This window comes from Micrococcus sp. H39-S4 (assembly GCF_027158145.1).
GTDB classification, from domain to species: domain Bacteria; phylum Actinomycetota; class Actinomycetes; order Actinomycetales; family Micrococcaceae; genus Micrococcus; species Micrococcus luteus.
Genome location: NZ_JAPVLT010000002.1, coordinates 232,425 through 258,678 on the forward strand (window position 1 = coordinate 232,425; position 26,254 = coordinate 258,678).

Genomic DNA, 26,254 nt, shown 5'->3' on the forward strand with positions numbered 1-26,254 from the left:
GAAATCCATCTCATGGGCGCCCGGGGGCGTCGTGTGAGGTGGATTTCCCGCCTCGAAAGGGGCGGGGGTGACTGCGGGGGTGGGTCAGCCGACGCGGCCCTCGCCGCGGTGCTCGCCCTCGACGCGGCCGGTGGTCCCCCGCTGGGTGACCTCCTCGCCGTCCTGGCGCTCGGGCCGCTCGCCGGCCTCCGCCGGCAGGCCCTCGTTCTCGTCGGTGGGCGTCTCGCCGGCGGTGGCGGCGGGTGCCGGATCCTGCGGGGCCCGACGACGGCCGCCGTGCGAGGACAGCGACTCACCCTCACCCAGCGAGCTGACGCGCGGCATCGGCGACGTGGTCAGCGGCACGGACTCGGTCCGCCGGGCGTCGACCAGCGTGGAGCCCGTCCCGGAGACGGGCGAGCCCTGCACTGGGGCGCCGGCCGCCTCGCGGCCCGGGATCAGCAGCTCGGAGCGCCACTGGGGGTCGCGCTCGGTGAGGTAGTCCACGCGGGCGTGCTCGCCGAAGTGGTCCGCGTCCGCCTCCTCCCAGTCCATGGCCCAGCCGGCGGGCGGGTCGTTGAGCAGCTCGTCCGTGCGCAGCCAATGGTAGATGGACGCGTACGAGCGGGTGCTCAGGTGGTCCACGCGGCGGCGCAGCATGCGGGTGTTCAGCTGGGACGGATGCGTCAGACCCATGGACGCCATGATCTGCACGGCCTCGCGCACGGTCAGGCGGTGGTAGTTGAAGACGCGGTTGCCCTTGTCCTCCACGTCGATGGCGCGCATCAGACGCGGGTCCTGCGTGGCCACCCCCACGGGGCACTCGTTCGTGTGGCACTTCTGCGCCTGGATGCACCCGGTGGCCATCATCATCGCGCGGGCGGACATGGTGAAGTCCGCGCCCTGGATCAGACGCTTGACGATGTCCGAACCGGTGGCGACCTTGCCGGCCGCGCCGAGCTTGATCATGTGGCGCAGGCCGGTGCCCACGAGCGCGTTGTGCACGAGCATGAGGCCCTCGGTCAGCGGGGTGCCCACGCGGTCCGAGTACTCGAGCGGGGCGGCGCCGGTGCCGCCCTCGGAGCCGTCCACGATGATGAAGTCGGGGGCGATCCGCTCCTCCCAGATGGCCTTGGTCATGGCCAGCACGTCCACGCGGGAGCCCACGCAGAACTTGATGCCGATCGGCTTGCCGTCCGAGAGCTCACGGAGCTGCTCGATGAACCTGACCATCTCGCGCGGGGTGCGGAACGCGGAGTGGGACGCCGGGGACAGGCAGTCCTTGTCCATCGGGATCTCACGGGCCTCGGCGATCTCGGGGGAGATCTTCTCCTTGGGCAGCATGCCGCCCAGGCCGGGCTTCGCGCCCTGGGAGATCTTGATGGTGATGCCCTTGACCTCGGGCAGCAGCGCCTTCTCGGCGAACTTCTCCGGGCTGAAGGTGCCGTCCTCGTTGCGGCAGCCGAAGTAGCCGGAGCCGATCTCCCAGAACAGGTCCGCGCCGTTGCCGCGGTGGTACTTGGTGAGGCCGCCCTCGCCGGTCTCGTGGATGAACCCGCCCAGGCCGGCGCCCTTGTTCATGGCAATCACGGCGTTGGCGGAGAGGGAGCCGAAGGACATGGACGAGATGTTCATCAGCGAGATGTCCACGGGCCGGCGGCAGTCCGGGCCGCCGATCCGCACCGTGGGGGGCTCCTCCGGCGGGTTGACCGGGGCGGTGGAGTGCAACAGGAACTCGTAGCCGATCTCCGAGGTGTCCCGCTCGGTGCCGAACGCCTTGTGGCTGTCCAGTCCCTTCGCACGGGCGTAGACGATCGAGCGGGTGTCCCGGTCGAACGGCTTGCCGTCGAAGTTGCGCTCGATGAAGTACTGCTGGATCTCGGGGCGGATCGACTCCAGCAGGTACCGCATGTGGCCGAGCACGGGGTAGTTGCGGAGGATCGCGTGCCGCTTCTGGGTCATGTCCCACACGGCGAGCACGAGCAGCGCCACCAGGAGCACCGCCAGCACCCACCACGCGCCGCCGCCGATGGCGGCCACCAGCACGACGACGAGCGCGGCCAGCGAGAGGGTCGCGACGATCAGGAGTCTGTTGTTCACCCGACCATCGTGCCCCATATCACTCGAACGTTCATCCTCGCCGCACTGTATCGAGGTCCCACGTGTGGGGCAGGGGCGTCCGGGCCGACGGCAGGGCCACGCTGCGCCGCCACTCGTGCAGCCACTCCGGCAGCGTCGGCTCCCCCGCGAGGTCGTGGCCGGCCGCCGCCGCGATCGCCCGGACCTCGTCGTTCTCCACGGGGCGGCCGTCCTTCGTGCGCAGGCGCGTGCAGATGTACGCGCGCACCGCGACGTCGCCGTCGACCACGACGCGCTGCTCGAACCACACTGCGCGCTCATCCAGGCCGATCATCCGCGTCTCCACGTCGAACCGCTGCCCCAGGGTCACCGAGCGGCGGAACGCGATCTGCTCGGCCTGCACCACAGGCGTCCAGCCGCGACGGCGGATCTCGTCCCACAGGCCGGTGCGGACCATCGCGTCGAAGCGGCCGAGGTCGAACAGCCCGAAGTACTGGCCGTTGTTGACGTGCAGGGCCATGTCCACGTCCGTGGGCAGGGCGCGCATCGGCAGCGTCGTCGGCTCCCAGAGTCCGGCGCGCGGGCGGCGACGCGCGCGGGCGACGACCCAGATCGTGCGGGGGATCAGATGCATCGGATGTTCCTCCTCGGGGTCACAGGACCCCCTCGGTCAGATGGTCCGGCGTGCCGAACCGGTGGGCGGTCACGGACACGGCCTGTTCGTGCAGGAACGGCAGCAGCTCCACCTCGCCGGCGCTCACCACGGGGCCAGCGTAGACCGCCACGTCGGGGGTGTCGCCGAGCGCCGCGTGGAGCGCGCTCCGCGCCGCCTCGGCCGCCTCCCGGTCGCCGGCCCAGTCGGCGACGAGCCGGATCCGTGCGTCGCCGCCGCCCTCCGCTGCGGGCGGGATGAGGGCCAGCCGCCGGGCGCGGTCGTGGAACGCGGCGTCGTCCTCGACGACGACGTCCACCGGCGCGGCCGTGCCGGAACCCTCCGTGCGGACGGACCGGACCAGCTCCTCCACCCGGCCGCGCACGGCCTCGGCCGAGAGCCCGTCCGCATCGGTCCCCTCCACGGTGGGGGTCGGGCCCAGGCTCACGGTCATGGGCGCCCCGGCGCGCAGGCCGGCGGAGACGATGCGCAGCAGGTGGTTGGCGGGCCCCGAGTGCCGCCGCACGAGGACCGGGGTGGGCACGTGACGCAGCACGTTCCGCTCGGCCTCGAGCGCGGAGACGTCCGTGGCCACCCCGAACACGGTGGTCCACGCGTGGGTGTCGAGGGCGCGGGCGGTCTCGAGCCAGGACGCGCCCGCACCGTCGGCCTCGGACCCGGGCCGTCCCTCTCCCCCGCCCCACGTGGGCGCGTCCTCCCAGTCCACGAGGCCGTGCAGGTAGTGCGGCCCGCCGGCCTTCGTGGTGGGGCCGACGACGGAACGCTTCCAGCCGCCGAAGGGCTGGCGGCGCACGATGGCCCCGGTGATGCCGCGGTTCACGTAGAGGTTGCCGGCGCGCACGCCGCGCAGCCACACGTCGATCTCCTCCCGGTCCAGCGAGTGCAGCCCGGAGGTGAGGCCGTAGTCCACGGCGTTCACGATCCCGATGGCCTCCTCGAGCGTCTCGGCCGTCATCACGGCCAGCACGGGGCCGAAGTACTCGGTGAGGTGGGCGTCGGCGCCGGGGCGTACGCCGGAGCGGATGCCCGGGCTCCACAGGCGACCCGTCTCGTCCAGCTGCCGCGGGCGCAGGGCCCACCGCTCCCCCGGGCCGAGCTCGGTGAGCCCGCGGCGCAGCTTCTCGCCGGGGGCCTCGATCACGGGGCCCATCTCGGCGCGCGGGTCCGCGGGGTGCGCCACGTGCAGGGACGAGGCGGCGTCCAGCAGCTGCCGGTGGAAGCGCTCGGAGGTGGCCACGGAGCCGACGAGCACCACGAGGGAGGACGCCGAGCACTTCTGGCCGGCGTGACCGAACGCGGACTGGACCACGTCCTTCGTGGCCAGGTCCAGATCCGCGGACGGGGTCACGATCACGGCGTTCTTGCCGGAGGTCTCGGCGAGCAGGTGCAGGTCGGGGCGCATCCCCTTGAACAGCCGTGCGGTGTCCCAGCTGCCGGTGAGGATGAGCCGCTCGACGGCCGGGTCGGTCACGAGCGCCGCGCCGACCTCCGCCTCGTCCTCGTCCGCCAGCGTCACCAGGCGCACGAGGTCCGCGGGGTCGTGCCCGGCGAGCGGGCCGCCGTCGTCGAACAGCCCCGAGTCCCGCAGCCCGGCCACGATCAGCTCCCACGCGACCGCGCCCGTCCGCTCGGACTGCGGGGCCGGCTTGAACACCACGGGCGAGCCGGCCCCGAGCGCGGCGAGGACGCCCCCGACCGGGATGGCCACGGGGAAGTTCCACGGCGGGATCACCAGGGTCAGGCGGACGGGCACGGCGCGGGCGCCCTCCACCGCGTCCAGGCCGCGTGCCAGGCGCGCGTAGTAGTGCGCGAAGTCCACGGCCTCGGAGACCTCGGGGTCGCCCTGGTCCAGGGTCTTGCCGGTCTCGGCGGCGGCCACCTCCAGCAGGCGGGCCCGGCCGGCGTGCAGGGCCCGTCCGACGGCGTCCAGCGCGTCGGCGCGCTCGTGGCCGGTGAGCGCGCCCCAGCGGGCGCCGGGGTCGGCGGTGGCGGCGATGGCGGCGCGGGCGTCGTCGGCCGTGGTGGCGCGGTGGGCGCGGACGGTGTCCGTCCCGAGGTCCGAGCCCGGGACGGCCGCGAGGATCCGGCGGGCCCACTCCCGGTTGCCGGGCAGCGCGGGGTCCGTGTCCGGGGTGTTGGCGAAGCCGTCCACGGGGGCGGGGGTCGGCCCGTCCTCCCCGCGGGACCGGTCCTGGAGGCGGTTCGGACGGGGCACGGCCGCGTCCAGGTGGCGCAGCGAGGCGCGGAAGCGCTCCTCCTCGCGGGCGAACAGGTCCGCGTCCGCGTCCAGGTCGAACACGGCGGACATGAAGTTCTCCGGGGAGGCGCCCTCCTCGAGGCGGCGCACGAGGTAGGAGATCGCCACGTCGAACTCCTCGGGCCGCACCACGGGCGTGTAGAGCAGCAGGGCGCCGACGTCGGCCCGGACGGCGGCGGCCTGGCCGGTGGCCATGCCGAGCAGCATCTCGAACTCCACCGCGGCCGGGTCGAGGCCGCGGTGCTCGATCAGCCGGTGGGCGAGGGCGACGTCGAAGAGGTTGTGCCCGGCCACGCCGATGCGCACGTGGGCCAGATGCTCCGGGGTGAGCGCGTAGTTGAGCACGCGCTTGTAGTTGGTGTCCGCCTCCTGCTTCGAGCCCACCGTGGCCAGCGGCCAGCCCGTGAGGGAGGCCTGCATCCGCTCCATGGGCAGGTTGGCGCCCTTGACCACGCGCACCTTGACCGGGGCGCCGCCGGCGGCGACGCGGCGCGCGGCCCACTCCTGCAGGCGCACCATGGCCGCGAGCGCGTCCGGCAGGTAGGCCTGCAGCACGATGCCGGCCTCGTAGTCGCGCAGGCCCGGCTGCTCGAGCAGGGCGGTGAACACGTTGAGCGTGAGGTCGAGGTCGCGGTACTCCTCCATGTCCAGGTTGATGAAGGTGTCCCGGTCCCGGGCGAGCTCGAACAGCGGGGTGAGCCGCTCGGTGATGTCCGCGACGGCCTCGTCGAACGCGTAGGGCGCGTGCGGGGCGGTGGCGGCGGAGACCTTGACGGACACGTAGTCGACGTCGTCGCGGCGGATCAGCGCGGCGATGCCCTCGAGTCGGCGGTCCGCCTCGCCCTGACCGAGGATCGCCTCGCCCAGCAGGTTGATGTTCAGCCGGGTGTGCTCGTCGCGCAGGGCCGCGATGGCCTTGCCGAGCTGCCGGTCCCGCGCGTCGACGATCAGGTGGGAGACCATGCGCCGCAGCACGCGGCGGGCCGTGGGGACGGCGATGCGCGGCACGAGCGGGGCCGCGCGGCCGCCGACGCCGAGGACGGCGCGCAGGGCCGGGGGCAGGAAGCCGGGGGCGCGGCCGGCGAGCTCCCGCAGCGCCCGGGCGGCGATCGCGGGGTCCTCGGGGCGGACCACGTGGTCCACGAAGCGCACGATGAAGTCGAGGCCGCCCGGCTCCTTCAGGGCGCCCGCCAGCTGGCGGGCCGCGAAGTCGGCCTCATGGTCGCGGGACTCGGCGAGCCAACGCCGCACCTGCGCGACGGCGTCGTCGGCGAGGGCGTGCAGGTCGGCGGGGTCGGGGATCCCGCCGGTCGCGCCGAGGACCCGGTCGAGATCGTCGTGGTCCTGGGCGGAGAACATCGCGGTCATGGCCGCACTCTGCACGTGTGCCGGGTCACAGGTCAAACCGCCGCGGCTTCCTGTCAGACGCCTATGCTCGATGGACATCCCCTCGCCGCGCGCCCGCGCGTCGCCGCCGTCTTCCCAGGAGCCCGTCCGCCATGGCCGCCGCCGACCCCGTCCCCACCGACGCGCGGGAGCGCCGGGACGTCGTCGTGCCCGTGCCCGGACCCGAGGATCCGCCCGAGCGGGCCTGGCTCGTCCTGCCCCACCGCCACCCGGTGCCGACGCTGTTAGACGAGACGCGGGACGCCGTCGTGGGCCTGGCCGAGACGCTCGCCGCCGTGCTGCCGGTCACCGTGCTCGCCCACCCGCGCGACGCCGGGGCGGCGCGGCTGGTGCCCCCGGAGGTGGACCTGTTGCGCGCGCCCGTGGGCTCACCGCTGCTGGGCCGCACCGGGCCGAGCTTCGTCCGCCGCCCCGAGGGCCTGGCCGCCGTCGCCTGGCGCAGCGCCGCGGGACTGACCGGGACCGGGCCGCTCGACGGCGCGGCCGCGACGGCCGTGGCGGAGGCGGCGGGACTGCCGCTGCTCACCCCCCTGCTGTGCGCCCCGCGCGGGGCCTGGGTGAGCGACGGCGAGGGGACGGCCGTGGTGGCCGCGGACCCCGTGCTGGACGGGCGGATCAACGGCGCGTGGACCCCCGGCCAGGTGGCCGCCGAGTTCGCCGCCCTGCTGGGGATCACCCGGGTGCTGTGGGTGCCGCCGGCACCGCGGCCGGACACCGGGCCGTGGGGCGGGCCCGGCCACCTGGCCTCGTGGGTGCGGCTGGGGGGCGACGGCGAGGCCGCCGTGCACTGGCGCGGCGACCGGTTCCACCCCGAGCACCCCTACGCGGCGGCGGCGCTGCGCTTCCTGCAGGGCGCCGACGACGCCGCCGGCCGGCCCCTGCGCGTGCGCACGGTGACCGGGGCGGTGCAGCCCGCCGAGTACGACCCGGCCGAGCGGGGCCCCCGCTCCCTCCTGGACACGCTGCCGCTGGGCGCGGCGGTGCTGCGGCCGGCGTTCGAGGACGCCGCGGGTGAGGAGGCCGCGGCCGCCGCGTGCGCGGCACTGCACCCGGGGCTGCCCCAGCTGTCGTTCCCCGCCCCGCCGCTGCTGCGGCTGGCCGGCGCGCTCAACGACCTGGTGCTGCTCCAGCCTCGCCCGTGACCTCGTCCGCCGCGGGGCCGTCGTCGTCCCCGCCGTCCGCCGGGGCGCGGTCCTCGTCCTTCCCGTGCGCGTCGGACCGCCAGGCCGCCGGGCGCAGCCGTTCCAGGAGCGAGGACTGACGGCGCTCCATGCCCTTCAGGTCGGAGGCGATGAGCGCGTTGATCCAGCGGGCGTTCGGGTCGGCGTCGATCAGCACGGCCTTGGCCAGCAGCGTGCAGGGCAGCGCGAGGATGGCGCCGAGCGGCCCGAGGACCCAGGCCCAGAAGAGCAGGGAGAGGAAGCTGACGGTGGGGATCACGCCGATCGCGTCGCCGGCCACCTTGGGCTGGATCACGGACTGCAGCACGAAGTTCAGCACCGAGTAGCTGACCACCACCCACAGGAAGTCGGACCAGCCGCCCGCCGCCAGGCCCAGGACGGCCGGCGGCAGCAGGCCGATGATGAAGCCGATGTTCGGGACGTAGTTGGTGAGGAAGCTGAGCACGCCCCACACGAGCGCGAGCGGAACGCCGATCAGCATGAGGGCGATCACGTCCAGCACCGCCACGATCAGGCCGAACACCGTGGTGACCACCCAGTAGCGGCGCACGCCCTGGGCGAACTCGACCAGGGCGTGGCCGAACTCGTGGCGGGCGGTGCTGAGCAGGCGGACGCGGCGTTCGACGTCCATCGAGTCCATCGCGAGGAAGAACATGCCCATGATCACGGTGACGAGCAGGCCGAAGACCGCGTAGACGTTCGTGGCGATCTTCGTGATGGCGCTGACGGCCGTCCCGGTCACGGTGCTCATGTCGATCGAGGCCAGCTGCTGGGACACCATGTCCGGGGTCACGCCGCGCTCGTTGAGCCAGTGCGAGACGTCCAGGACGATCTGCTGGAAGCGGTCCGCGTACTTCGGCAGCTCCGCCACCAGCTCGAGGCCGGACCACACCATCATGCCCCCGAACACGGCCATCACCGCGACGACCAGCAGGACGGTGGTGGCGGCCCCGAGCACGGGGTGCAGGCCCCGGCGGATGAGCCAGGCCTGCAGGGGATAGACCACGATCACGAGGTTCAGCCCCAGGAAGACGGGCGCCGCGATGGAGGCGATCCCCTGGAAGAACTGCACCACCAGCACCAGGCCCGCGAGCGTCAGGACGATCACCAGCATGCGCGGCCACATGCGGTGGGGGCGGCGGATGTCCCAGTCGGAGGCGGGGCTGGACGAGGCGGGCGGCGGGGTCACCCCCGCGGGCTGTGCGGCGCTCACGCGGGCAGTCTATGCGCGGGCCGGACGGGGTAGGGTCGGGACCAGTCCACATCGACAGGGGAGCGCCCGCGCGGCGCTGAGAGTGCGGTCCGCCGCAGACCCTCGAACCTGCTCCGGTCCGCACCGGCGAAGGAAGTCGAGTCTCCCGGTCGACGTCGTCCCGGGATTCCGGTGGCGGCCTCGTCCCGGCCCCTCTGCCGTCCCAGAGGAGAACCGCCATGTCCCGCACCCCGCACCGCGCCCTCGCCGCCCTCTCAGTGGCCGCCCTCGCCCTCACCGGCTGTTCGGTGTCCGGCTCGTCCGGCGACGGGGCGTCGTCGTCCGCCTCCGGCGCCGGCGGCGGCGAGCCGACGACGGTGACGATCATGACGCACGACTCGTTCAACCTGCCCCAGGAGCTCGTCCAGAAGTTCGAGCAGGAGTCCGGCTACACCCTGAAGACCACGGCCCCCGGCGACGCCGGCAGCGTGGTGAACCAGCTCCTGCTGGCCAAGGACGAGCCCACCGTGGACGGCGTCTACGGCGTGGAGGACCACTCGGCGCACCGCCTCGTCCGCGAGGGCGTCGTCGCCGAATACACCCCGCAGGACCTGCCCGCCTCCGCACAGGACCGGATGGTGGAGGACCGCATGACCCCGGTGGACCAGGGCCAGGTGTGCTTCAACACGGATCCGGCATGGTTCGAGGCCCACGACGTCGAGGCCCCCACCTCGATCGACCAGCTCGACGACCCCGAGTACGCGAAGCTGACGGTCGCCACCTCCCCCGTGGCCTCCTCCCCCGGCCTGGCGCTGCTCGCGGCCACCACGGAGAAGTACGGCGACGACGGCTGGCAGGACTGGTGGCGGGGCCTGATGGAGAACGGGGGCAAGATCGCCGACAGCTGGTCCGACGCCTACAACTCGGACTTCTCCGGCGGCGAGGGCAAGGGTCGGTTCCCGGTGGTGCTCTCCTACTCCTCCTCCCCCGCGTTCGCCCCCGAGACCGAGGTGATCGAGGACTCCTGCACCCCGCAGGTCGAGTACGCCGGCGTGCTCGAGGGCGCGAAGAACCCCGAGGGCGCGCAGGCGTTCGTGGACTTCATGCTCACCGAGGAGGTCCAGTCCGCCCTGCCCGAGTCGATGTACATGTACCCGATCGACGAGTCGGTGCAGCTGCCCGAGGAGTGGGCGCAGAACGCGCCGCTCGTCGAGGACGCCATCACCCCGGACCCCGCCCGCATCGACGAGCGCCGCGAGGACCTGCTGAAGGAGTGGACCGCCCTGGCCGAGGCCTCCCGGCGCTGATGTCCGCGCTCACCGAGGTCGCGGCCCCCGGCACGGACCTGCCGCGCCGGCGGGCCCGCGGCCGGGGGGACGGGCTCGGCCCGTGGTGGCTGGTGGCCGCCGTCCTGCCGGTCGCCTTCCTGCTCGTCTTCTTCGCGTGGCCCGTGGCGGCCATGCTCTGGCGCGGGATCGGCGGCGACGCCGACGCGTTCACCGGCGCCGTGGACCTCACCGCCTTCAGGGAGACCCTCGCCCGCGAGCGCACGTGGCGCATCCTCGGCCAGACGCTCGGGATGGCCGCCGCCGGCACGGTGGTCTCGGTGGCGCTCGGCCTGCCGACCGCGTTCGTGCTGCACCGGCGTCGCGTCCCGGGGCGGGCCGTGCTCCGCGCCCTCGTGCTCGTGCCGTTCGTGCTGCCCACGGTGGTGGTCGGCGTCGCGTTCCGCGCCCTGCTCGCCCCCGGCGGACCGCTGGGCTTCACCGGGCTGGACCAGACGACCACCGCCGTCGTGCTGGCCATGGTCTTCTTCAACGTGTCCGTGGTGGTGCGCCAGGTGGGCGCGCTGTGGAACGCGCTCGACCCGCGCCAGACCGAGGCCGCCCGCACCCTGGGCGCCTCGCCGTGGCGGGCGTTCCGCACCGTGACGCTGCCCCAGCTCGCCCCGGCGATCGCCGCGAGCGCGGCGCTGGTGTTCCTGTTCTGCGCGTCCGCGTTCGGCATCGTCCAGACGCTCGGCCGGCCCGGCTACGGCACGCTCGAGTCGGAGATCTGGGTGCAGACCTCCGTCTACCTGGACCTGCGGACCGCGGCGGTGTTCTCCGTGCTGCAGTTCGCGGTGGTGCTGGCCGCCGTCGTGGTCTCCGGCGTGACGGCGGCGCGCACCCAGCGGGCGCTGCGCCTGCGGGAGACGCCGCCGGCCCGGCTCACGCGCGCGGACGCGGTCCCGGTGGCCGTGATGCTCGCGGTGGTGGCGCTCGTGGTGGCCCCGATCCTCACGCTCGTGGTGCGCTCCTTCCACACCCGCCACGGCTGGGGGCTGGGCAACTACCGGCTGCTGTCCACGAGCGCGGGCAGCGGGTTCGTGGGCGGGTCGACGCCGGCGCAGGCGCTCGAACAGTCCCTGCGGGTGGCCGTGGACGCCACGCTCGTGACGCTCGTGGTGGCCGTGCCGCTGGCCCTGCTGCTGACCCGGCCCTTCCGCTCACGCGCGGCGCTGGCGGCCCAGCGGGCCCTCGACGGCGCCCTGCTCCTGCCGCTCGGGGTGTCCGCGGTGACCGTGGGCTTCGGCTTCGTCGTGTCCCTGCGGGCCACGTTCCCGGAGCTGGCGGCCTCGGGCGTGCTCGTGCCGCTGGCCCAGGCGGTGGTGGCGCTGCCGCTCGCGGTGCGGGCGCTCGTGCCCGTGCTCGCAGCGGTGGACCCCCGGCTGCGAGAGGCCGCGCGCACCCTCGGGGCGGGCCCGTGGCGGGTGCTGGCCACGGTGGACGGCCCGTTCCTCGCCCGCGGCGTGGGCGTGGCCGCGGGCTTCGCGTTCGCGGTGTCCCTGGGCGAGTTCGGGGCCACGAGCTTCCTGGCGAGCCCGTCCGCGCCCACCCTGCCGGTGCTGATCGCCCGGCTGCTGGGCCGGCCGGGCGCGGACAACTACGGGATGGCGCTCGCGGCGGCCACGGTGCTGGCCGTGCTGAGCGCCGGGATCATGCTGGTGTGCGAGCGGCTGCGCCCCCGGGGCCCGGCCGGGGCGGGAGGTCTGTGATGACGCCGACGACGACGGGGGCCTCCCTCCGGCTGCGGGATGTGGCGATCCGCTATCCGGACGGCTCCACCCCCGTGCGGGGGACGGACCTGGACGTGGCCGCCGGGGAGATCGTGGCGCTCGTGGGCGCCTCCGGCTCGGGCAAGTCCACGATCCTGCGCGGGATCGCCGGGCTCGAGGACGTCGTGGCGGGCACGGTGGAGCTCGACGGGCGGGACGTGGCGGCGGTGCCGACGCACCGCCGGGGCGTGGGGATGGTGTTCCAGGACGGGCAGCTGTTCCCGCACCGGACCGTGGGCCGGAACGTGGCGTACGGCCTCGAGTCCGCCGGCTGGGACCGGGCCCGGCGGCGGGCACGCGTGGCCGAGCTGCTGGACCTGGTGGGCCTGACCGAGCTCACGGACCGGCCTGTGCAGCGGCTCTCCGGCGGGCAGGCCCAGCGCGTGGCGCTGGCCCGGTCGCTGGCCCCGGCCCCGCGGGTGCTCCTGCTGGACGAGCCGCTGTCCGCGCTCGACGCGGACCTGCGCCGGCGCCTGGCCGAGGACATCCGGGCGGTGCTGCGGGCGGCGGGGACGACCGGCGTCGTCGTCACCCACGACCTCGCGGAGGCCGCGGTGATGGCCGACCGCACCGTGCGCCTGGGCGCGGGGGGACGCATCGCGGCGGAGGAGGACGGCCCGGCGGTAGCCTCTCAGGCATGACCCCGCCCGCACCCCGCCCCCGGCTGACCGCCCAGGACGTGGTGGACGCCGCCGTCGGGATCCTGCAGGACTTCGGCATGGGCGACCTGTCCATGCGGCGCGTGGCCGGGGTGCTGGGCGTGCAGGCCTCCGCGCTGTACTGGCACGTGCCGGACAAGCAGTCGCTGCTGGCGCGGGTGGCGGACCGGATCGTCGCCGAGGCGGAGGAGACCGTGCGGGCTCGCCGCGTCACGGACCTGGCGGGCCGCGCCGAGGCCGCGGAGGCCGCCCTGCTGCGGCACCGGGACGGGGCGGACGTGGTGCTCTCCGCCCTCGCGCTCGGGCTGGGCGGCCTCGGCCTGCACCGTCTGCTCACCGAGGCGGCGGACACCCCGGAGGACGGGGAGCGGGCCCTGGCGCTGCTGCTGGGCACCGTGTCCCTGCGGCAGCAGCGCGCGCAGGCGCAGGCGCTCGGCGTGCCGACCGGCCCGGACGTGCAGCGGCACCGCACGGACCCGCTCTGACGCCTCGTCCGACGCGGCCGCGCGGGAGGCCGAGGAGAGGAGACCTGCCTCCTCACAGGTGCGCTCGGTAAGGTCGCCCAGAGCAGAACAGGTCGGGACGGGTCGTCCCCTTCGTCCACGGCGATCCCGCCCGACCGCCGCAGGACCAGCATGGCCCGCCGGACCCGGCTCACAGTTCCGGCGCGGTCCCCTTCGACACAGCCGGCGAAGCCATGGGAGCACGGATCAACCACCCGCGGACGGTCGTGGACCGGACGCTGCATCACGACGTCGAGCCCGCACACCCCGCGGCGCTCGTCGACGTGGGCTGGGACTTCCGTGGCCCGGGCGCCAAGGCGGAGGAGCAGCACCGCCCGCTGCGCGTGGTCCGTGCCCGCCGGCCTCGGGGCACCCCGCGGGACCGGGACGGCGTCGACCTCACGCGCACCGGCCCCGTCGTCCCCCGCCCCTCCCCGCCGCGCACCCGGATCCGCCGGGACGGCGTCCGCGTGGTGGCCAGCCCGCTGGCCATGCTGCCCGGCGTGGACCACGGCCCCGCCCTCCGCCTGGACCTGCATCCGACGACGGGGGGCATCGTCTACGTGGCCCGCGAGCTCGAGCTGCGCGAGCTCGGCGACGACGTCCGCGGCCACGTCTACACCGGGATGGTCGGCACGGCGCATCTGAGCGCCTTCTGGTCCACCGTCACGGTCGAGCTGCCGCCGGAGCGGCCGGTGATCGTGCGGCTGCGCTCGGACCGGGACGCCGAGCTGCTCGCCCTGCTCGAGGTCCTCGCCCCCGTGGACACGCGCGTGGTCTCCTACCGGCTCGATGAGTCCCCCGTGGGCACGCAGCGCTCCAGCTACCTGCTGCCGGACGTGGACCCGGAGACGGTCGCCCAGACGGGCGCGGCCCGGATCCCGCTCGAGGCCATCGAGGCCGCCCAGGAGGAGGAGGACGCGCTGCGCCGCTCCTCCGGCGTCTTCCTCTCCCGCCGCCGCACGGACCGCTTCCTGCGCCGCAACCTGCCCGGGGTGACCCACAGCCTCACGTTCGCGGACGAGGCTGACGTGACGGACGTGTACGTGGACGGCTCCGTGCTGCGCGGCTCCCGCATCGGCGGGGCGGCCGCCGTCGCTGGGCCGAGCATGTGGGCCGTGCAGGCCGTGGCCGGGGCCACGATGCCGCTCGAGGTGGAACTCGAGGCGCTCGTGCTGGGGCACGTGATCTGCGCGTGGGCGGGCACCCCCGGCGGCCGGGTCACCATCCACTCGGACTCGCGCGCCGCGCTGGCCCTGCTCAACGCCGCCCGCCGCGAGCGGCTCACCCTCGGCGGCGCCCGGGGCGAGCGCATCCGCCGCACCCTGCGGCGCCTGCTGGCCGCCGTCGACCTGGCGCAGGCCGCGGACGTCCAGGTGGACACCACGTGGGTCAAGGGCCACGTGGGGGTGCACGGCAACGAACTGGCCGACGACCTCGCCCGGGCCGCCGCCCGCCACGCCAGCGTCGGCACCCCCGAGGGGGACCTGCCCGAGCGGATGGGGCAGCTGATCCGGCTCCGCGTCGAGGACGACGCCGCCGCCGGTTGACCCCGGCCCCGATTCCGCGTCCTCCGCCCCAGCCTCTAGGGTGGGGCTGTGGAAGCGACAGTGGAACAGATCACAGCGGCCGTCACCGCCTTCAACGACAAGTACTGGTACGTCGTGATGGCGCTGCTCTTCGTGGCGGGGGTGTGGTTCACCATCCGGACCGTGGGCGTGCAGGTGCGCATGCTCCCGGAGATGCTGCGGTCGGTGACGGCCAAGTCCCAGACCGGGTTCGAGAACGACGGCGTGAGCCCGTTCCGCGCCTTCACCATCTCGGCGGCCTCGCGCGTGGGCACCGGCAACGTGGCCGGCGTGGCGATCGCGATCGTGATCGGCGGCCCGGGCGCCGTGTTCTGGATGTGGCTGCTGGCGATCATCGGCGGCGCCACCGCGTTCGTCGAGTCCACGCTGGCCCAGCTGTACAAGCAGAAGGGCGCGGACGGCTACTTCGGCGGGCCCGCGTACTACATCCGCGACGGTCTGGGCGCGAAGTGGCTGGCGGCCGTGTTCGCCGTCGCCATCACCGTGACCTACGGCTTCGTGTTCAACGCCGTGCAGTCCAACTCGATCTCCGAGTCCGTGCAGGCCAACTGGGGCGCGTCCTCCACCACCGCGTGGATCGTGGGCCTGGGCCTGGCCGCCCTCACCGGCCTCGTGATCTTCGGCGGCGTGCGCCGGCTCTCGGCCGTGACCAACGTGCTGGTCCCCGTGATGGCCACGTTCTACATCTTCCTGGCCCTGATCGTGATGGTCGTCAACATCACCGAGGTCCCGGGCATGATCGCGCTGATCGTGGGCCACGCCTTCGGCCTGCGCGAGGTCGCGGGCGCCGCCGTCGGCATGACGATGGTGATGCAGGGCGTGCGCCGCGGCATGTTCTCCAACGAGGCCGGCATGGGCTCCGCCCCGAACGCCGCCGCCACCGCGGCCGTCTCCCACCCGGCCAAGCAGGGCTTCGTGCAGTCCCTGGGCGTCTACTTCGACACCCTGATCGTGTGCTCGGCCACCGCGTTCGTCATCCTGCTCTCCAACCCGGCCTACGGACGCGGGGAGGCGCTCGGCATGCAGGTGACCCAGGGTGCGCTCCAGCAGGCCGTGGGCGCGTGGGCCGGCCCGGCGCTGACCGTCATCATCTTCTTCCTGGCCTGGTCCTCCGTGCTGGGCAACACCTACTACGGCGAGGCCAACATCCGGTACCTGGCCGGCCGCCACGCGGGTCGGGCCATCACCGTGTTCCGCGTGCTCGTGCTGGTGTGCGTGGTCGGCGGCGCGCTCGGCTCCGTGGCGCTGGTGTGGAACCTCGCGGACACGTTCGCGGCCCTCATGGCGACCATCAACCTCGTGGCGATCATCCCGCTCGGCGGGCTGGCCGTGAAGCTGCTCCGGGACTACGAGCGCAAGCTCAAGGCGGGCATGGATCCGGGCTTCCACATCTCCGACCTGCCCGAGGCGCGGAACGTGGCCCTCTGGAGGGACGAGCCGAAGACCTCCCCGCTCCAGGACTGACGCCCCCGCCCGCGCGTTTCGAGGCGGGATATCGACCCCATCCGGCTGCCGCGGGCGGCCGTGGGGTGGATATCCCGCCTCGATGCATGAGGAGGCGCGGTCTGGACACCGTGCGGGGGTCGGCGCCTAGGTTGAGGCGCACCCGACCGGCCACGCACGAGTGGCCGGCACGACGTCCGAGGAGGACACCATGGGCATCCTCTCCAGCCTCACCCGCACTCTCGGCGGCGGTGGCCGCCGCTCCAGCCGACCCACCATCGGTGCGCACATCGGCCGGTCCCCCGGCTTCGGCCGGCAGGCCCGCTCTCAGGGACGCCGGTCCAGCGGCCTGGGCGGTGCCCTCCTGGGCACGCTCGGCGGTCTGGCGCTGCGTGAGCTCTCGCGCCGCGGCGCCGGAAGCACGACGCGCGGGCGCAGCTCCGGTGCGTACCGCGGCGGCTTCGGACCCTCGGCCCGGTCCACGGGCGGCCTCGGCACCGGCCTGCTGGGCGGGCTGCTCGGCGGGGCCCTCGCCTCCCGCGGCCGGTCCGGTGCCGCCGGCCGACGCACGGCGGGTGGCCGCCGGACCGTGGGCGGCGGCTTCTGACCGCTGCGCGGGCGCGGAGTCGCCGCTGAACGGCATCACCGCGGAGCGGACACGACCACGGGGCGGGCACCGACGGATCGGTGCCCGCCCCGTGGTCGCGATGGGCCGGTGGCGTGCTCGAGGCGTCTGCGCCGCGGCTCAGCCGAGGCCGGCGACGCGGCCCAGGATGAACACCAGGACGCCGATGACCACGAGGGCGATGATCAGCCCGAGCACGATCTTGCCGGCCGAGCGCTCGCCGGTCTGCTCCACGTCCATGCCCGGGTTGTGCGGGCCGACGCCTGCACCCTCGGCGGGGGGCGTGTCGCCGTCGAACGCGACGCCGGAGGTCTCGTCCGTCGCCTCGCGTGCGCGCCGGGCGTCCTGGGGGTCGGGGGTGTGCGGGGTGGCCATGGCCGGCTCCTCTCGTCTCAGCGGCACGGGTGCGTGCCGCTGGCCCTCACGGTAGGCCCGGGGCAGGGGGTCCTGACCAGGGCGAGGCGACGCCCGCCCCGGCGCTTTCGTGGCCGAAACGGCGCGCCCCGAGCCGCTTTCGTTGACGAAACGGCGCCCTCCACGCCGCCGCGACGGATCCCGTCACCCTCTTGATCGTTGGACATCCAAGCAATAGCGTGATCGGCGTCACGTCCCCGCCGTCCGGAGGAGCCCCCATGCCCGAGGCCTACATCATCGACGCCGTCCGCACCCCCGTGGGTCGCCGAGGGAAGGGGCTCGCCGGCGTACATCCCCTCGATCTGGCGGCCGCGCCGCTGCGCGAGCTCGTCGCCCGCCAGGACATCGACTCGGCCGAGTACGACGAGGTCATCCTCGGCTGCATCGACCAGCTCGGCCCGCAGGCCATGGACGTGGCGCGCAACGCCTGGCTCGCGGCCGGGCTCTCCGAGGACGTCCCCGGCACCACGGTCGAACGCCAGTGCGGCTCCGGCCAGCAGGCGGTCCACTACGCCGCGCAGGCCATCATGAGCGGGACGGCGGACCTCGTCGTCGCCGGTGGCGTGCAGTCCATGTCCGCGATCCCGCTCTCCCTGTCCAACACGGCCGCCCGCGAGCTCGGCTTCCCCGACCCGTTCACCGGCTCCGAGTCCTGGGCCGCCCGCTACGGGGACGAGGAGATCTCCCAGTTCCGCGGGGCCGAGATGATGGCCCGGCACTGGAACCTGGACCGTGACGCCCTGGAGGAGTTCGCGGTGCGCTCCCACGAGCGCGCGCTCGCCGCCCAGGCCGACGGTCGCTTCGACCGCGAGATCCTGCCCCTCGCCGGCCTCACCGCGGACGAGGGCCCCCGCACCCCGGACGCCGCGAAGATCGCCTCGCTCGACCCGATCGTCCCCGGCGGGCTGCACACCGCGGCCACCGCGTCCCAGATGTCCGACGGCGCGGCCGCCCTCCTGCTCGCCTCCGAGGAGGCCGTGCGCCGCCACGGCCTCACCCCGCGAGCCCGCATCCACCACCTCTCCGCCCGCGGCGCCGACCCCGTCATGATGCTCTCCGCCCCGATCCCGGCGACGGCGTACGCGCTCGACCGCATGGGCCTGACCATCGACGACATGGACCTCGTGGAGATCAACGAGGCGTTCGCCGCCGTCGTGCTGGCCTGGCTGACCGAGACCGGCGCGGACCCGGCGAAGGTCAACGTCAACGGCGGGGCGATCGCCCTGGGCCACCCCATCGGCGCCACCGGCGCCCGCCTGATGACCTCGCTGCTGCACGAGCTCGAGCGCAGCGGCGGCCGCTATGGCCTGCAGACCATGTGCGAGGGCGGCGGCCAGGCCAACGTCACCGTGATCGAGCGTCTCTGACCCATCCCCCGGAGGTTTCCATGCCAGGCCAGATCACCCACCCCACCGACGCCGGCCACCTCTCCCCCGCCCCGGAGGACACGATCGGCCGCGTGTTCGCACGCGCGGTCGCCCGTTCCCCGCAGGCCGTCGCCCTGCGCTTCGAGGACCGCGACTGGACCTACGCCCAGCTCCGGGACGGAGCGCACCGCGTGGCCCGCCGCCTCCAGGACACCGGCCTGCCGGCCGGCACCCGGGTGGCCGCCTACGCCACCAACTCGGACGCCTACGCGCTGCTCTTCCTGGCCTGCGTCACGGCCGGCTACGTGCACGTGCCCGTGAACTTCGCGCTCAAGGGCGGCGAGCTCGCGCACGCCCTCGAGGACTCCGGCGCGGAGCTGCTCGTGGCCGACGCCGGCATGCTCGAGCGGGTCGACCAGGTCCGGGCCGAGGGCCGCGCGTCGGCTCTGCGGCACGTGTGGACCATGCTCCCCGCCGGCCACGCCGAGCCCTCCGTGCTTCAGACCGCCCGGGACGAGACGCTGGACGCCGCCGCCCCGGAGGCGGAGGTGTCGGCCACCGACCTGGCCCAGCTGCTCTACACCTCCGGCACCACCTCCACCCCCAAGGGCGCCATGATGTCCCACCGGGCGCTCGTGGCGGAGTACCTCTCCTCGATCATCGCACTGGACTTCACGGCCGAGGACCGCCCCCTCGTGGCCATGCCGCTGTACCACTCGGCCGCGATGCACGTGTTCCTGCTCCCCTACCTGAGCCTCGGCGCCACGGTGCGCCTGCTGGCCGCCCCGGACATCCCCCGGATGCTCGAGCTGGTGGAGACCGAGCACATCGGCTCCCTGTTCCTGGCGCCCACCGTCTGGGTGCCGCTGGCGAACCATCCGGACCTGGCCACGCGCGACCTCTCCTCGCTGCGCAAGGCCCAGTACGGCGCCTCGATCATGCCGGTGACCGTGCTGCAACGCCTGCGCCAGAGCCAGCCGGGCATCGGCTTCTACAACTGCTTCGGCCAGTCCGAGCTGGGCCCGCTGTGCACCGTGCTGCGCCCCGAGGAGCACGACGCGCGGCCGGCCTCGTGCGGCCGCCCCGTGTTCCACGTGGAGGCCCGGGTGATGACGGCCGACGGCGTCCCCGCCGCGCCCGGCGAGCCCGGCGAGATCCAGTACCGCTCTCCGCAGCTGCTCTCCGGCTACTGGAACCGCCCGGATGCCACCGCGGACGCCTTCACCGACGACGGCTGGTTCCGCTCCGGCGACCAGGTCACCCAGGACGCGGCCGGCTACATCCAGGTGGTGGACCGCATCAAGGACGTCATCAACACGGGCGGCGTGCTGGTCGCCCCGCGGGAGGTCGAGGACGCGATCTACGAGCTCGACGAGGTGGCCGAGGTCGCCGTCATCGGCCTGCCGGACGAACGCTGGATCGAGGCGGTGACCGCCGTCGTCGTGCTCAAGGAGGGCGCCGAGCTGACCGCGGAGACCGTGCGCGCCCACGTGAAGGAGCGGCTGGCGGGCTTCAAGGTGCCCAAGCGCGTGGACTTCGTGGCGGAGCTGCCGCGGAACCAGTCGGGCAAGCTGCTCAAGCGCGCGCTGCGCGCCGAGCGGACGCAGGGGTCGAAGTGACCAGCCTGCAGAAGCCGATCTACGACGTCGTCACGCCCCTGGACGTCGACTACCTGGACGCGTTCGGGGAGGCGACGGAGGAGGACCGCGCGCACTGGGACCGCGCCCGTGCCTACGGCCGGGAGGTGCTCGAGCGGATCGACGGGCACTGGGACCGGGCGGAGTACCCGTTGGACCTGGTGGCGCGGGCGGGCGAGCTCGACCTGCTCACCGACGGGCTGGAGGTGCCGGGGCACGCGGTGATGTCGCCGTTGGCCGCGGGCCTGGTGGCGATGGAGATCTCCCGCGCGGACGGGTCGATGGCGGCCGCGGCGGCGGTGCAGGGCGGGCTCGTGCTGCGCGCCCTGGTGCACTGCGCGAGCCCGGAGCAGAAGGAGCGGTACCTCGAGCCGGTGGCGCGCGGCACGCTGCCGGGCGGGTTCGCGCTCACGGAGCCGCTGCACGGTTCGGACTCGGTGTCCCTCGAGACGTCCGCGCGGCCCGACGGCGCCGGCGGCTGGGTGCTGAACGGCGCCAAGAAGTGGATCGGCAACGGGGCCGCCGGGGGCATCACGATCGTGTGGGCGCGCGACACCGAGGACGGCCAGGTCAAGGGGTTCGTGGTGGAGCAGTCCACGCCCGGCTACGAGGCCGAGGTGATCACGGGCAAGGGCGCGCTGCGGGCCATCCACCAGGCGGAGATCACGCTGACCGACGTGCGGGTCGGCGACGACGCCCGGCTGCCGGACGTGGCGACGTTCAAGGACGCCGCGCGCGTGCTGGTGGCCACCCGCGTGAACGTGGGCTGGTCCGCGCTGGGCCACGCGACCGCCATGTTCGAGGCCGCACTCGCGTACGCCCGGCAGCGCGAGCAGTTCGGCAAGCCGCTGGGAGCGCACCAGATGGTGCAGGAACGGCTCGCGCAGATGCTGGACGAGGTGACCGCGATGCAAACCCGCTGCGTGGCCGTGGCCCGCCTGCAGGCGGCGGGGCGGCTGCGCGACGAGCAGGCGTCCCTGCTGAAGTACGCCTGCACGCGGGGCGCGCGGCGGGTGGCGCAGATCGCCCGCGACATGCTCGGCGGCAACGGCATCCTCCTCGAGCACCGGGTGATGCGGCACTTCGCCGACGTCGAGGCGCTGCACACCTACGAGGGCACCGAGTCCGTGCAGGCGTTGATCCTCGGCCGGGACCTGACCGGGATGAGCGCGTTCGCGTGAGCGCCTCCCTCAGGGCGCGGAGACGACCCCCACGCCCACCCGGGGCAGGCTGCGGTCCACGACCAGCTCCAGCCGACGTTCGTGGAACCGTGCGCCGAGCAGCTCCTCGAGGTCCTCGACGAGGTGCACCGTGATGGTCTCGATGACCGCCGCGGTGTCCTCTCCGTCCCGCAGGATGCAGTCCACCTCCAGCTCCGGGGCGGAGGGGGTGCCGGTGATGGCGAACCTCGCCTCGGCGACCTCGGGGAACACGGTGACGGCCCGCGCGGCACTCATGGCCAGGCGGGCGCAGCGCTGACGGAAGGCGGCGGGCTGGGGCGCCGGGGACTCGAGGACGGGCGGGACGGCGGACAGGGTCCGCCCCATGGCCTGGGGGGCCTCCAGCGTTGCTGTCATGACATTCCTCTCGCCGCGGCCCGGGCGCCCCCTCACAGAGATCGCCGTGACCTGGATAATGTTAGTATAACTATGCGTTAGGAAGACTAACCAAATTTTCGGGGTGACGTGAACAGGGAGGTTCAAGAGCGCATGGGTGAGGAGCACACCACGCTGACCAGCACGGATGGCGAACCGACGTCGGGCTACTGGTACACCCGCGGCGCCCGCGAGATCGAACCTGTGGACGTGCTCAACCTGCTGCGACGCTACCGGGAGGCCGAACGGCGCATGCGCGCCCGCACCCGGGACAGCATGGGGATGGGAGAGACCCACCTGTCAGCCCTGCGTTACCTGCTGCGGGCCGACCGACGCGGCCACAAGGTCCGTCAGCGGGATCTGGCCAGCGCCCTGGAGATCACCCCGGCCTCCGCCAGCGCCCTGGTGGACCGACTGGTCCGAGACGGCTACGCCCGACGGGCACCCCACCCACAGGACCGCCGATCCGTGGTGGTGGAGCCGACGGCCAAGACGGACCACGAGGTCCGCGCCACCCTGGGCGCCATGCACCGCAGTATGCTCGCCGCGGTGGAGGGCCTCACCCCGGCCGAGCTCGCCGGCGCGGCCGCGTTCCTGCGGGCCCTGATCCGCAGCGTGGAGGAGCATGACGAGGACGAGGCGGACCAGCCCGCGTGAGGAACAGACTCAGCGGAACAGGTCCCAGACGCTGAACGTGGTGCGCTTGTAGACCGCGTTGTAGGCGGCGCGCTTCGGATCGCGCACCCACCCCATGCCCGGCCGGCCGTCCTCGCGGCCGGCACCCGTGCACCGCACCCGCCAACCCCAGGAGCTGACATGAGCACCGCACCCACCCCTTCTTCCTCCGACGACGCCCCCGCCGTCCTCGTCGAGACGCGGCCCGGCGTCGTGCGGCTGACGCTGAACCGGCCCGCGAAGGGCAACGCGCTCGGACTGACGATGGCGCGCGAGGTGCTCGCGGCGATCGCCGCGGCCGAGGCGGACGAGTCCGTGCACGTGCTCACGCTGACCGGCGCCGGGCGGATCTTCTGCGGCGGCGGGGACGTCCAGGCCATGGCTGCCGCGCCTGCCGGGCCGGAGCGGCGCGCGATGATCCAGGAACTCGGCGAGGCGGCGGGCGAGGTCGCGGTGGCGCTGACGGGCTCACGCCTGCTGGTGCTGGCCGGCGTCAACGGGACGGCCGCCGGGGCGGGGCTCGGGCTCATGCTGGGCGGCGACGTCGTGCTGGTGCGCGAGGATGCGCAGCTGGTGACGGCGTTCTCCGCGCTCGGGATGACACCGGACACAGGCGTGTCCTACTGGCTGCCGCGGGTGCTCGGGCCGGTGCGCGCGACGCAGCTGCTCCTCGGCGGGCGGCGCCTGAACGGGACCGAGGCCGTCGCATGGGGCCTGGCGACCGAGGCGGTGGCCGGCGGCGCGTTCGCGGCGCGTCTGGCGGAGCTCGAGGACGATCTGGTGGCCGGTCCGGCGCACACCTATGGGCCGACGAAGGCGCTGGCGCGCGGGGCCGACGTCGAGGCGCTGCGCGCGCATGTGCGGCAGGAGGCGGCGTCGATCGCGGCGGCGTCCGAGCACCCGGAGGCCGTGCGGCGGGTGGAGGCGTTCGCGGGCCGGTGAGAGGTGGGCGGCGGCGCGGGCCGTGAGTGGCCAGGCCGGCGGCGCGTGTTCAGCGGGCCGACCCCGGCCGGGTCCGCGAGGGCGTGGAGGTCACTTGAACATCTTCAGGACGTCACCCAGGCCGACCGTGGTGCGCCGGTAGACGGCGTTGTAGGCGGCGCGCTTCGGATCGCGCAGCCAGCCCATCCCCTTGCGGCCGTAGCCGGGGATGACCTTGCGCTTGATCGCGCGCTTGGCGCGGCCCGTGGTGCGGGCCTTGATGGACTTCTTCAGGCTGGGCTTGCGGAGACCGATCTTCATGGGGCGAGCGTACTGGGTGGGGTGGACGGGGTGAGGGGGTCAGCGCCTCGCCAGGGCCTGCCCCTGGCAGGGCTGTTAGTAAGTCCTGTCGTCCTCCTGGACGGTGCGCAGGAACCATTCCAGCGCGTCGAGGAACGCCTCCTGCGCCGCGGCCGGCTGAAGGGTCTGCGGCTTGATGCTCGGGCGTCGGCGGAGAGACTCAGGGCCGAATTCCACCCCGGGGATGAGATTCAGACGTCCCCGGAATTCGTCGAGAAGCGTCTCGTCCGTGAAGGGAGCCCACTTCGCCAGGTGATAGAGGACGACCTCGACGCCGTACGTCGGGTACAGGATCACCGGCCAGATGGCGCGTGCTGACGTGCGCGGGACGACCAGGAAACAACCGCCGGCAGCATTGTCCGCGAATTCCGCCCGGCCACCGCGCTCGACCCAGCCTCGTTGGACCTCGATCAGTGCGCGGGCCGATTCGGGATCGTTGTGGTCGTGAAGTCGGTCGACCCAGCGGTCCCGCAGCGCAGGGTCGTTGCCCGGGGCCGCGAGCGACCGGGGATCGGTCAGGTCGACGTCGGCGTCGATGAGCTCGGCGAGCTGCTCCGCCAGCAGCCGCTGGCCGCCGTCGGCACGTCCGTCCTCGGCGAAGCGCACGCCTTCGGCTGCGAGGACGTCGTGCGGATCGTCCGTGCGCTGGACGTCGGCCCACCGGAAGGACGGAGAGACGGTGCCTCCCGCCTGGAGCACACGATGAGCGTGCGGCAGGGCAGTCCGTGCGAGGTAGGTCCCCACGGGGACCGGATGGCTTCCGATCAGCCGTGCGAGTTCGCCGTAGGAGGTCCAGAACCCGGCGGGAATGGCCGCGACGGCATCCGACAGCGTCTGCCAGGCAGTGTGAGCGACTCCGGAGGCGGCCTCTGCTGAAGGCCCCGGCCAGATACCGACGATCCGGTCCGCCAGCCGCTCGGCGCGAGCACGGATCTGCGCGGGACCCCATACCGGCTCAGCGGAGATCTCCTGGTTCATGCGGATGCCGCTCTTGGCCAGCTCCGCACGCTTGACCGCGAAGGGCCCGTTGCTCAGCTCGCTGTTGTACCCGGTGAGGGTGAGGTTGCCCAAGGTGTGGAGGAGTTCGGTGTGCACCTCTCGAAGGTCCTGGTGCGCCTCGAGCTGGCCGGCCAGAGCGCGCTCCCACTCCTCCGTGAGGGTCTGCGGCATGACATGCTCGATGGTCGCGCTGTCGAGGTCCACCGGTTCCTTGCTGCCGTAGGACTCCTCGATCCACCGGAGGATCAGCTTCCGGTGGGCCGCCCGGCCCGTCGTGTAGAAGGGTGCCGTCATCACGGCCTGGCGGATCTGATCGTCGGAGGCGAAGTGCTTCCGTCCGCTGGAGAGGAAGCGCTGCAGGGCATCCGCCGGGTCGTCCTGACCCTGGATGTCAGCCGTGGCCGCGAGCAAGGTGGTGTTGAGACCGTCGGAATAGCGGCCGAAGACGAGGCGCCGGACCAGGTACGACTCGAGGTAGAGGAGCGCACGGGCCAGTTCGTCCGAGTCGATGTCCCCCAACGACCGGCGCTCCATCAGGTGCAATGTGATCGGGAACGTCGTCGTCGTGCGCCAGGCGCGCAGGCGCGTCAAGCGGAACCGCACTGCGGCGTCCTTCTCCTTCTCCGGACGGAGCATGACGTCGTAGAGACGCCCCAACGCCAGGAACCGCTCGACTTCCGCCCTGACCTGCGACTCGTCCTGCAGGCCACGCATACGACGCTGCTGCCCCGCGTAGATCTCCGTCTGGCGGACCTTGGGATCCTGTTGCACCAGGTCAAGCCAGAACAGGGTCTCCATTTCCTCATTGGAGAGCAGGTTCTGCAACGGGAGCCACAGGGTGGTGTAGACCTCATCCGCCCGTGTGGGCAGCTGCATGAACAGGTAGTTCCTGAGCAGGTCGCCCTGGGTGAGCTTGAGGCCGGTGTTGTTCAGCGACTCGAAGATGCGGTGGGCGTTGTCGTTCTCCCCGGTGGTCACGGACACGATCGACAGGCCGGCGACGACGGCGGACTCGACCTCCGCCAAGGTCAGCGGCTCCTCTTCACCGTCAGCAGACGGCTGACTCAACCCGAGCAGCTTCGTCAGGAAGAACTGATGGGCTTCGCTGATCCTGGAGCCCTCGGCAGCATCCGGGGCGTGCTCGATCCGCCCACGGTAGGCGGCACGGTCGGCCTGGGTGGGCAGGACCTTGTACCGGAGATCGCCGTCCTCCCACTTGTTGACCAGGTACTTCTCGTTGACCCGATCGGCGTGCAAGGGGCCTTCGTGCTCAGCCCGGTGGTCGCGGACAGCGGCGAGAAGGAGCGTCAACGTCGTCAGCCGCTGCTGCCCGTCGACCACGAGCCACCGCTGGACGCCACCGGGCCCGTTGTCCCGGAAGCCGGCGAGAACGAGGGAGCCGATGAAATGGGTTGCCGAAGGGTTGTCCCGCCGCCGGTCGGCGACGTCCACCACGTCCTCCCACAGGCGCTGCCACTGCTCACGGCCCCAGGAATACGTCCGCTGATACAGCGGCACCGTGTACTGGTACGAACCCCCGAGGAGTTCTTGCAGGGTGACTTCACGTGCGGCGACCATGGAAGGAGCCTAACGGGGGACTCT

Annotated in this window: 22 protein-coding genes and 1 riboswitch; of the genes, 13 read left to right on the forward strand and 9 right to left on the reverse strand. The window is 73.4% G+C overall.

From position 1 onward, the window contains the following. Positions 1-84 precede the first annotated feature (84 nt). The 3 genes from O3T09_RS03110 to O3T09_RS03120 are packed head-to-tail and all read right to left on the reverse strand — an operon-like array spanning position 85 to position 6,356. Positions 85-2,097, reverse strand: coding sequence for an FMN-binding glutamate synthase family protein (locus O3T09_RS03110; RefSeq protein ID WP_041102661.1), 2,013 nt, complete (start codon positions 2,095-2,097; stop codon positions 85-87). A gap of 13 nt (positions 2,098-2,110) precedes the next feature. Continuing rightward, positions 2,111-2,692, reverse strand: a complete 582-nt coding sequence (locus tag O3T09_RS03115) for an acyl-CoA thioesterase (RefSeq protein ID WP_036338752.1) — start codon at positions 2,690-2,692, stop codon at positions 2,111-2,113. Positions 2,693-2,711: 19 nt separating this feature from the next. Continuing rightward, positions 2,712-6,356 carry a bifunctional proline dehydrogenase/L-glutamate gamma-semialdehyde dehydrogenase gene (locus tag O3T09_RS03120; protein ID WP_036338749.1) on the reverse strand — a complete coding sequence of 1,215 codons (3,645 nt, stop codon included), beginning with the start codon at positions 6,354-6,356 and terminating at the stop codon, positions 2,712-2,714. A 131-nt stretch (positions 6,357-6,487) separates the two neighbouring features. Here O3T09_RS03120 and O3T09_RS03125 point away from each other — a divergent pair, with 131 nt between their 5' ends. Further along, on the forward strand, positions 6,488-7,537 hold the full coding sequence (locus O3T09_RS03125) for an agmatine deiminase family protein (RefSeq protein WP_101966108.1): 1,050 nt from the start codon (positions 6,488-6,490) through the stop codon (positions 7,535-7,537). Here O3T09_RS03125 and O3T09_RS03130 read toward each other — a convergent pair. Next, positions 7,503-8,789, reverse strand: a complete 1,287-nt coding sequence (locus tag O3T09_RS03130; RefSeq protein WP_101966109.1) for an AI-2E family transporter — start codon at positions 8,787-8,789, stop codon at positions 7,503-7,505. The genes O3T09_RS03125 and O3T09_RS03130 overlap by 35 nt on opposite strands. 46 nt (positions 8,790-8,835) lie before the next feature. Beyond that, positions 8,836-8,941: riboswitch (TPP riboswitch) on the forward strand. Positions 8,942-9,007: 66 nt separating this feature from the next. Here O3T09_RS03130 and O3T09_RS03135 point away from each other — a divergent pair. The 7 genes from O3T09_RS03135 (at position 9,008) to O3T09_RS03165 (ending at position 16,666) form a co-directional block, all read left to right on the forward strand. Continuing rightward, positions 9,008-10,075: a thiamine ABC transporter substrate-binding protein gene (locus tag O3T09_RS03135; RefSeq protein ID WP_041102657.1), complete on the forward strand. Its 1,068-nt coding sequence runs from the start codon at positions 9,008-9,010 to the stop codon at positions 10,073-10,075. Then, positions 10,075-11,805: an ABC transporter permease gene (locus O3T09_RS03140; RefSeq protein WP_269295329.1), complete on the forward strand. Its 1,731-nt coding sequence runs from the start codon at positions 10,075-10,077 to the stop codon at positions 11,803-11,805. Before O3T09_RS03135 ends, O3T09_RS03140 begins: the two co-directional genes overlap by 1 nt. Next, positions 11,805-12,506, forward strand: coding sequence for an ABC transporter ATP-binding protein (locus O3T09_RS03145; protein ID WP_036316162.1), 702 nt, complete (start codon positions 11,805-11,807; stop codon positions 12,504-12,506). The genes O3T09_RS03140 and O3T09_RS03145 overlap by 1 nt, the downstream gene beginning before the upstream one ends. Beyond that, on the forward strand, positions 12,503-13,009 hold the full coding sequence (locus O3T09_RS03150; protein WP_002857997.1) for a TetR family transcriptional regulator: 507 nt from the start codon (positions 12,503-12,505) through the stop codon (positions 13,007-13,009). Before O3T09_RS03145 ends, O3T09_RS03150 begins: the two co-directional genes overlap by 4 nt. Positions 13,010-13,221: 212 nt before the next feature. After that, the gene (locus O3T09_RS03155; RefSeq protein ID WP_269295330.1) at positions 13,222-14,577 is read left to right on the forward strand and encodes an RNase H family protein; all 1,356 of its coding nucleotides are present in this window, start codon (positions 13,222-13,224) and stop codon (positions 14,575-14,577) included. A 60-nt stretch (positions 14,578-14,637) separates the two neighbouring features. Next, positions 14,638-16,080, forward strand: a complete 1,443-nt coding sequence (locus tag O3T09_RS03160) for an alanine/glycine:cation symporter family protein (RefSeq protein WP_049161123.1) — start codon at positions 14,638-14,640, stop codon at positions 16,078-16,080. 190 nt (positions 16,081-16,270) lie between these two features. Next, complete coding sequence (locus tag O3T09_RS03165) at positions 16,271-16,666, forward strand: hypothetical protein (protein ID WP_049146465.1); 396 nt, start codon at positions 16,271-16,273, stop codon at positions 16,664-16,666. A 138-nt stretch (positions 16,667-16,804) separates the two neighbouring features. Here O3T09_RS03165 and O3T09_RS03170 read toward each other — a convergent pair whose 3' ends face one another. After that, on the reverse strand, positions 16,805-17,059 hold the full coding sequence (locus O3T09_RS03170) for a DUF6480 family protein (protein WP_049146454.1): 255 nt from the start codon (positions 17,057-17,059) through the stop codon (positions 16,805-16,807). A 257-nt stretch (positions 17,060-17,316) separates the two neighbouring features. Between O3T09_RS03170 and O3T09_RS03175 the strand changes: the two genes are divergently transcribed. From O3T09_RS03175 to O3T09_RS03185, 3 genes are read left to right on the forward strand one after another with little or no spacing between them, the layout of a single operon-like run. Next, positions 17,317-18,465, forward strand: coding sequence for an acetyl-CoA C-acetyltransferase (locus O3T09_RS03175; RefSeq protein WP_070709059.1), 1,149 nt, complete (start codon positions 17,317-17,319; stop codon positions 18,463-18,465). A gap of 20 nt (positions 18,466-18,485) precedes the next feature. Beyond that, entirely contained in the window at positions 18,486-20,084 is a 1,599-nt protein-coding gene (locus tag O3T09_RS03180; RefSeq protein ID WP_269295331.1) for a fatty acyl-CoA synthetase, read from the forward strand. Continuing rightward, positions 20,081-21,283 carry an acyl-CoA dehydrogenase family protein gene (locus O3T09_RS03185; RefSeq protein ID WP_144820005.1) on the forward strand — a complete coding sequence of 401 codons (1,203 nt, stop codon included), beginning with the start codon at positions 20,081-20,083 and terminating at the stop codon, positions 21,281-21,283. Before O3T09_RS03180 ends, O3T09_RS03185 begins: the two co-directional genes overlap by 4 nt. Before the next feature lie 9 nt (positions 21,284-21,292). Here the strand turns inward: O3T09_RS03185 and O3T09_RS03190 are convergent, their stop codons facing one another. Then, a complete protein-coding gene (locus O3T09_RS03190) occupies positions 21,293-21,679 on the reverse strand; it encodes a hypothetical protein (protein WP_051050341.1) in 387 nt (128 codons plus the stop codon). Positions 21,680-21,811: 132 nt separating this feature from the next. Between O3T09_RS03190 and O3T09_RS03195 the strand changes: the two genes are divergently transcribed. Beyond that, positions 21,812-22,354 (forward strand): MarR family winged helix-turn-helix transcriptional regulator, encoded by a 543-nt coding sequence (locus tag O3T09_RS03195; RefSeq protein ID WP_002857975.1) that lies wholly within the window; start codon positions 21,812-21,814, stop codon positions 22,352-22,354. Between the two features lie 9 nt (positions 22,355-22,363). Here O3T09_RS03195 and O3T09_RS03200 read toward each other — a convergent pair whose 3' ends face one another. Beyond that, positions 22,364-22,492: a hypothetical protein gene (locus tag O3T09_RS03200; protein WP_255351296.1), complete on the reverse strand. Its 129-nt coding sequence runs from the start codon at positions 22,490-22,492 to the stop codon at positions 22,364-22,366. Positions 22,493-22,513: 21 nt separating this feature from the next. On the opposite strand from O3T09_RS03200, the gene O3T09_RS03205 reads away from it, so the two are divergent. After that, the gene (locus tag O3T09_RS03205; protein ID WP_144820006.1) at positions 22,514-23,314 is read left to right on the forward strand and encodes an enoyl-CoA hydratase/isomerase family protein; all 801 of its coding nucleotides are present in this window, start codon (positions 22,514-22,516) and stop codon (positions 23,312-23,314) included. Positions 23,315-23,404: 90 nt separating this feature from the next. Here the strand turns inward: O3T09_RS03205 and O3T09_RS03210 are convergent, their stop codons facing one another. Both O3T09_RS03210 and O3T09_RS03215 read right to left on the reverse strand, forming a co-directional pair. Further along, the gene (locus tag O3T09_RS03210; RefSeq protein ID WP_002857973.1) at positions 23,405-23,614 is read right to left on the reverse strand and encodes a hypothetical protein; all 210 of its coding nucleotides are present in this window, start codon (positions 23,612-23,614) and stop codon (positions 23,405-23,407) included. A gap of 75 nt (positions 23,615-23,689) precedes the next feature. Further along, positions 23,690-26,230 (reverse strand): GmrSD restriction endonuclease domain-containing protein, encoded by a 2,541-nt coding sequence (locus tag O3T09_RS03215; protein WP_269295332.1) that lies wholly within the window; start codon positions 26,228-26,230, stop codon positions 23,690-23,692. Positions 26,231-26,254: the final 24 nt, after the last annotated feature.

Excerpts from the sequence above, each read along its gene's own strand:
- O3T09_RS03110 (WP_041102661.1), bottom strand. The coding sequence starts at position 2,097 with ATGGGGCACGATGGTCGGGTGAACAACAGACTCCTGATCGTCGCGACC.
- O3T09_RS03115 (WP_036338752.1), bottom strand. The coding sequence starts at position 2,692 with ATGCATCTGATCCCCCGCACGATCTGGGTCGTCGCCCGCGCGCGTCGC.
- O3T09_RS03120 (WP_036338749.1), bottom strand. The coding sequence starts at position 6,356 with ATGACCGCGATGTTCTCCGCCCAGGACCACGACGATCTCGACCGGGTC.
- O3T09_RS03125 (WP_101966108.1), top strand. The coding sequence starts at position 6,488 with ATGGCCGCCGCCGACCCCGTCCCCACCGACGCGCGGGAGCGCCGGGAC.
- O3T09_RS03135 (WP_041102657.1), top strand. The coding sequence starts at position 9,008 with ATGTCCCGCACCCCGCACCGCGCCCTCGCCGCCCTCTCAGTGGCCGCC.
- O3T09_RS03140 (WP_269295329.1), top strand. The coding sequence starts at position 10,075 with ATGTCCGCGCTCACCGAGGTCGCGGCCCCCGGCACGGACCTGCCGCGC.
- O3T09_RS03145 (WP_036316162.1), top strand. The coding sequence starts at position 11,805 with ATGACGCCGACGACGACGGGGGCCTCCCTCCGGCTGCGGGATGTGGCG.
- O3T09_RS03150 (WP_002857997.1), top strand. The coding sequence starts at position 12,503 with ATGACCCCGCCCGCACCCCGCCCCCGGCTGACCGCCCAGGACGTGGTG.
- O3T09_RS03155 (WP_269295330.1), top strand. The coding sequence starts at position 13,222 with ATGGGAGCACGGATCAACCACCCGCGGACGGTCGTGGACCGGACGCTG.
- O3T09_RS03165 (WP_049146465.1), top strand. The coding sequence starts at position 16,271 with ATGGGCATCCTCTCCAGCCTCACCCGCACTCTCGGCGGCGGTGGCCGC.
- O3T09_RS03170 (WP_049146454.1), bottom strand. The coding sequence starts at position 17,059 with ATGGCCACCCCGCACACCCCCGACCCCCAGGACGCCCGGCGCGCACGC.
- O3T09_RS03175 (WP_070709059.1), top strand. The coding sequence starts at position 17,317 with ATGCCCGAGGCCTACATCATCGACGCCGTCCGCACCCCCGTGGGTCGC.
- O3T09_RS03180 (WP_269295331.1), top strand. The coding sequence starts at position 18,486 with ATGCCAGGCCAGATCACCCACCCCACCGACGCCGGCCACCTCTCCCCC.
- O3T09_RS03190 (WP_051050341.1), bottom strand. The coding sequence starts at position 21,679 with ATGACAGCAACGCTGGAGGCCCCCCAGGCCATGGGGCGGACCCTGTCC.
- O3T09_RS03195 (WP_002857975.1), top strand. The coding sequence starts at position 21,812 with ATGGGTGAGGAGCACACCACGCTGACCAGCACGGATGGCGAACCGACG.
- O3T09_RS03205 (WP_144820006.1), top strand. The coding sequence starts at position 22,514 with ATGAGCACCGCACCCACCCCTTCTTCCTCCGACGACGCCCCCGCCGTC.
- O3T09_RS03210 (WP_002857973.1), bottom strand. The coding sequence starts at position 23,614 with ATGAAGATCGGTCTCCGCAAGCCCAGCCTGAAGAAGTCCATCAAGGCC.
- O3T09_RS03215 (WP_269295332.1), bottom strand. The coding sequence starts at position 26,230 with ATGGTCGCCGCACGTGAAGTCACCCTGCAAGAACTCCTCGGGGGTTCG.